This window comes from Cyanobacteriota bacterium (assembly GCA_025054735.1).
Lineage (GTDB): Bacteria > Cyanobacteriota > Cyanobacteriia > SKYG9 > SKYG9 > SKYG9.
In genome coordinates, this window is record JANWZG010000231.1 from 1 (window position 1) to 6,261 (window position 6,261).

General features: G+C 47.9%; 5 protein-coding genes. All 5 read left to right on the forward strand.

Going from position 1 to position 6,261, the window contains the following annotated elements:
* Positions 1 to 676, forward strand: a 676-nt coding sequence (locus tag NZ772_11795; protein MCS6814229.1) for a glycosyltransferase, incomplete at its 5' end; no start/stop codon positions are given.
* 162 nt (positions 677 to 838) lie between these two features.
* A complete protein-coding gene (locus NZ772_11800; GenBank protein ID MCS6814230.1) occupies positions 839 to 1,780 on the forward strand; it encodes a glycosyltransferase in 942 nt (313 codons plus the stop codon).
* Positions 1,777 to 2,724, forward strand: coding sequence for a glycosyltransferase (locus NZ772_11805; protein MCS6814231.1), 948 nt, complete (start codon positions 1,777 to 1,779; stop codon positions 2,722 to 2,724). The genes NZ772_11800 and NZ772_11805 overlap by 4 nt, the downstream gene beginning before the upstream one ends.
* A 1,264-nt stretch (positions 2,725 to 3,988) precedes the next feature.
* Positions 3,989 to 4,948, forward strand: a complete 960-nt coding sequence (locus NZ772_11810; protein ID MCS6814232.1) for a glycosyltransferase family 2 protein — start codon at positions 3,989 to 3,991, stop codon at positions 4,946 to 4,948.
* Between the two features lie 80 nt (positions 4,949 to 5,028).
* Positions 5,029 to 6,156, forward strand: coding sequence for a glycosyltransferase family 4 protein (locus NZ772_11815; GenBank protein MCS6814233.1), 1,128 nt, complete (start codon positions 5,029 to 5,031; stop codon positions 6,154 to 6,156).
* Positions 6,157 to 6,261 lie beyond the last annotated feature (105 nt).

The following is a 6,261-nucleotide window of genomic DNA, read 5'->3' on the forward strand; positions in this document are numbered from 1 at the left end:
GGGTGAATTCATTGCTGTAATGGACTCCGATGATGTGGCGATGCCCGATCGTCTCGCTCGTCAAGTAGCATTTCTGCGCCAACATCCTGATGTGGTGTGTGTAGGCGGAGCGAACAACTGGATTGACGAAGCTGGACGGTTGCTCGTCACCCAGATTGAACCCCAGGGAGATGCAAATATTCAAGATTGGTTGCTAAAGGGGCGCACCTGCATTAACCACCCCTCTGCCATGATGCGTCGCCAAGCTGTGCTACACGTCGGTGGGTACGACGAATCTTTTGCCCAAGCAGAAGATTTAGACTTGTTCTTGAAGCTAGGTGAACTGGGCAAGCTAGAGAATTTGCCGGATGTTGTATTGAGTTATCGCCAGCACGATCGTTCCATTAGTGGTGCTAAGCAACGACAGGATATTGCCTATCGGCGGCTGGCCTGTGAGCGGGCATGGCAACGGCGGGGAATAGCGGGCACTTTTGAGATTACTCAGCCTTGGCGACCCATTGATCGTTCCTCTCGCCAACAATACCTGCTGCACTACGGTTGGCGGTTTTTTAATACCGGTCAACGCTGGGCAGCGATCGTCTACGGTTGGCGGGCAGTGGTAGCCATGCCGCACAAGTTGGATAGCTGGAAATTGTTGATTTGTGCCCTCATTAAGCCGCTACCCAAGCCAAGTTAACACTGAAGGCATAGTGGCTATGAAGAAAGCTATATATGTGCAGATTGAATCCATCAAGGGCAATCTGTGAATAAGGGAAGCAGTTGCTTTTTGGTCGGGATATTTTGACTTTCCTGCTGATTGGAACAAGGACTGGTATGTAGAGTGATTTCCGGAGTTGCTATGGGTCATCTCCCGTTAGTGTCGGTGCTGATGTCGGTCTATAACTCAGAACGCTACATTGCCCAAGCTGTAGAGAGCATCCTTAACCAAACCTACAACGACTTTGAGTTTGTCATCATCGACGATGGCTCGACTGATCGCACTCCCCAGATGCTTGATGCCTACGCTGCCCGTGATCCCCGCATTCGACTGATTCATCGAGAAAATCGCGGCATTCCCAAAACCCGTAATCAGTTGTTGGCCCTAGCCCAGGGTGAGCTAATTGCCGTCATGGACTCAGATGATGTGGCCTTACCCGATCGCCTTGCAGCCCAGGTGGCGTTTCTCCAAGCCCATCCCGCTGTCGTATGGGTAGGTGGTGCCTTTGAGCTAATTGATCACAAAAACCGTTACCTGACCTGCATTGGAATGCCGACCACTAATGCAGAGATTCAACAACTGCTCATAGAGGGGCACACCAGTTTTCTCCATCCAGGAGCCATGATCCGCAAATCAGCCATCCAGCTTGTGGGGGGCTACGATGAAACGCTATCCACTGCCCATGATCTAGATCTATGGCTGAAGCTGAGTGAAGTTGGTGAACTGGCCAACCTAGCCCAACCAGTAGTCCAGTACCGGATTCATCCTGATTCCATCTGCGATCGCAACCAGGATAAAGTTCTCCACGAAGTGCAGACTGCCTTTGATCGAGCATGGGAACGACGGGGCATCACCCATCGGTTTCAGGCAACAAAGGTCTGTGGTTGGCGACCCACTGGTGATCCCGGTTCTCGCCATGAGTTTATGCTGAAATATGGCTGGTGGGGCTTCAACAGTCGCCACCGAGACACAGCCCGCCACTATGGGTTGCGGGCCATCGCTACCAATCCCCTAGATCCTGAAGGCTGGAAGCTGTTAGCTTGTGCGATCGCGAAACCCCTACCTCCTTCCCCATCTCCATGAGTAAATCACCAACAATTTCTGTGATTATGCCTGTCTACAATGCCGATCGCTACGTCGCCCAGGCAGTAGAGAGTATCCTGACGCAAACCTTTGCAGACTTTGAGTTTCTGATTGTGGATGATGGCTCCACCGACCGCTCCCTCAAGATTCTGCGTCATTATGCCGCGCAGGACGATCGCATCCACCTGACTAGCCGTCCAAATACAGGCTATGTCATTGCCCTGAATGAAATGCTAAGGTTAGCCAAAGGGGAATTCATTGCCCGCATGGATGCCGATGATGTGGCATTGCCCGATCGTTTCCAGCGTCAGGTGGCATTTCTCCGACAGCATCCTGAAGTAGTCTGTGTTGGCGGCTCTCACGATATTATCGATGCCCAAGGGCGACTACTGACTACACTCAAACTACCAGAGTCAAACGAGGAGATTCAGCGCTTAGCCCTAGCAGGCCATGGCAGCATTTGTCATCCCTGCGCTATGATCCGCCGGTCAACAATCATAGCTATTGGTGGCTACAACGAAGCCATGATGCCTGCAGAAGATTTAGACCTATGGCTGCGTCTGGGTGAACTAGGACAGCTTGCCAACTTGCCAGAGCCAGTGTTGCGCTATCGCCTGCACATGAAATCTGTCAGTGAACAAAACACTATGCACCAACGGCAGCGGGCACGAGAAGCTTGTGAACAGGCATGGCAGCGCCGAGGTATAGTAGGCAACTTTGAAGCCTCCGATCGCTGGCGACCGGGTACCGATCGCGCCTCTCGACTATTCTTCACTCTAAGGTATGGCTGGTGGGCGTTTAATAGCCGACAACGGAGCACTGCTATTCTCTATGGTCTGCGGGCAATCACCATCAATCCCTTCAACCTAGAAGGCTGGAAACTATTAATTTGTGCGATCGTCAAACCATTCCCCAAGCGAGAGCCTACTAACTCTTTGGAATAATGTCAACTTTGCCAACTTTAATTACCACTCTTAACCAACCTTAACTAATCTTAAGAATTAAAAATAACTAGGATAATCCTGTGAGCAAGTAGCGTGTGGCAAATACAAACTATTTAATACTAATTCTCCAAAGGCCAGCAACATAACCCACTAGTTCGTAGTAGACCACAGGCTAGCGTTTGGTTTCACGTCGTTCAACCCAACTTAAAAAATTGTTAGTCAACCAAGAACTTAATAGTCATTTCAATTCAAGTTGCAACAGTTGCTCTTGCTCCAACCCTTGTATCTTAATGCCAGAGAGATAGATCATTAACCCTTGGCAAGACATCGTGGAGAAATGGCACAAGACATTCGTAGTCATGAATATATGGGCGCAGCCTAGCTCTACAGGCTACGGAGAGCCTTCCCTTAACTGAGCCACATAAACGCTATGTTGACTATGCCGCTTAGCCGCTAGTTTTACCAACGAACACTAGCGGACACGCTTCGTACCCAATCCCCCATAATGGTGCTCTAGATAGCTTGGAGTGAGGAAATGAGGACTGTAGAGCTGACCTCTAGAGAAGCAGTATTACTCACACGGAAGCGTAATTATTAGGTTTATGTCAACTAATGTCTGTTGCATTTGATGTCAATTGCATTGCAATCCTAATCTCTATCTATTATCGTAAGTCAGGCTTATAGCTGTCTGCGTAACGACTTGATTGTAAAAGTAAGCAGTGTCAGGACTGTATAACCCTTGCCAGTCAGTTCTCATCCCTCGACCTCATCTTACGTTCAACGCTCTCTTTCGACGCGGAAAAAGGAATCTAGGGTGGAAGTGGCAACGTTATATGCCTTATTGTCACATATCTTAATGATCTGGTACAGAAGGTGTTTAGCGTGCTCTAGTGGGCTGTTTGCTATAAATCGATTCTTACTTTTTTGACAGCTACAGTTGCTAAGGTTGTTGCGGAGCTATGTTGATGAGTCTACCGTGATTTGTAGATTGAACTGTTAGCGCCAAGATTCTGCCTTTCAAGCAAAGACTAATCAGAATTCAAAAGCTCAGCTTAAGTTCTGTAATTTACTCTCTAGACAGTGTTTACAGCTTGTAGAGCCTTGGGCATAGTAAGTGAAACCCTGTTCAGCTAGCCGTAACTTGCTAGTACGAGGTGATTTCCCGCAACTTCCACATTGTTCCTTCTGATCGTGAGTGCTACTTGCTGATGCATTTTCGAGCTTGTGTTTCTTGCTTTGTAGCTATTCGTGTGTTCCTAGTCCCATGCCCAAGCCTCTGGTTAGTATTCTGATGCCTGTCTACAATGCAGAAAAATTTGTGGCGGTTGCCTTGACATCACTGTTGACAGAACAAACGACTCCTATAGAGGTGATTGTCGTAGATGATGGCTCAACTGATCTGTCGATTGAGCAGGTTAATCGACTAGGCGACGATCGGGTTCATGTTTTGTATAGCAAGCATCATGGTATAGCAACAGCCTTAAATATGGCTTTGTCTGTAGCACAAGGCAGAATTATAATGCGCTGCGATGCTGACGACCTATATCCCTCTGGACGCATCAGTGACCAAGTTGAGTGGTTATCAAGCCATCCAGAGTTTGGTGCTGTTTGTGGCAATTTTGCTATGGTCGATCCCAGGGGAAAGCTAGTTCTCACTATGAGCTGCGGCGATGAACCATCGGAGATTACCCGTGAGCTACACAATGGTGTAACCCGTACCCATTTGGGCACTTATGCTATTAACGCGGATGTATTGAAAGCAATCGGTGGCTTCCGTACTTACTTTCGATCAGGTGAAGATATTGACCTGCAATTACGCATTGCTGAAGTTTGTCGAGTCTGGTATCAACCTCTTGTACGCTATCACTACCGCTTACACCGCACCTCACTCACTCATACGATGAATAGCGGTGAGCGAGAATTTTTTGACACGATCGCCCGCACATTTTGCCATCAGCGACGAGACAGAGGCAGTGACGACTTACAGCAGGGTTGTCCACCTACAGCACCTCGTAGCCAGATTGTTTTGAATGCTAACAAGCACATTCAAGGTCTATTGTTTGGTCGATCGTGGCAAGAACATGCTAGCGGTAGGAAACTTAAAGCAGTGGTTACTGGTCTACACGCCCTATGGCTACATCCTCAAAATCTAGCCGCATGGAGAAATGTTATTGCCCTGATCTTAAAGCGAACTAATGCCAACACAAAACCGTCAAACCTGTAACGTCTGATAGTAACGCACCGTAATCCCCAATAGGGGACGTTGGGTAGATGCAAAAATTGTCACTTGGAAGAGGCTACGTCATGAAAATCACTTTTGTATTAGCTCAAGCGGGCTTAGAGGGGGGTGTACGGGTTATTGCCACCTATGCAGAACGACTAAAGCAGCGCGGACATGATGTGACGGTAGTGTCTGTACCCCATGCACGCCCAACTTTAAAGCAACAGTTAAAGTCCTTACTCCGAGGGCAAGGGATTTTATCAGTTCCCAAAAGACCACTGTCTCACTTGGATTATGTTGATGTTCCCCACCACATCATTGATCGCAATCGCTCAGTGACTGATGCTGATGTTCCTGATGCAGATGTAGTTATAGCAACTTGGTGGGAAACCGCTGAGTGGGTTATGAAGCTTTCTCCTGCAAAGGGAGCAAAGGCTTACTTGATTCAACACTACGAGATTTTTGATTATCTGCCAAAAGAACGGGTAAAGGCTACATGGCGGCTGCCACTGGCTAAAATCACTGTTTCTAAGTGGTTAGCTGACATTGCCCGTATAGAGTATAACGATAACAATGTTTATCACATACCTAATAGCGTGGAATTTGGTCAGTTTTATGCTGCTCCCCGTGGAAAACAATCTATACCAACCGTGGGCATGGTTTATTCCTCAAACCACTGGAAAGGATGTGATGTCGGGTTACAGGCATTCAAAATTGCAGCCAGTAAAATTCCTAACTTGCGACTGGTATCATTTGGCTTAGAACAGATGCCGTTGCAAGGCTTACCACCTAGGCAGGTTAGTTTTTCACTACGCCCAGGGCAACATGAGTTACATACTCTCTATGCTCAGTGCGATGCTTGGCTCTTTCCTAGTCGCTCAGAAGGCTTTGGGTTGCCGATCGTAGAAGCGATGGCCTGTCGAACACCAGTAATTGGCACACCTGCAGGTGTTGGCTCAGAAATGCTAAGCCAAGGTGGAGGAATTTTAGTGGAACCCGACAACCCCGATGCTATGGCAAAGGCAATCGTAGATATTTGTAGGCTGCCCGAACAAGAATGGCTAGCCATGTCTGAACTTGCCTATCAACAGGCAACTAGCTACAGTTGGGATGATGCTACTGATTTGCTGGTAAAGGCCTTAGAGGCAGTTATAGAGAGAAACAGTTCAAATTCAGAGAGAAAACAGCCCAAGCAGTTATGCATCATTTGACGCATACGTGACTGCCCGAATTATAGTCTTCTGTAGCTGACTAGACTCCTGCTCAGACGAGCTTAGTTCAGCCAGCTTAAGCTTTTGAATACAGAACTGTGGGAT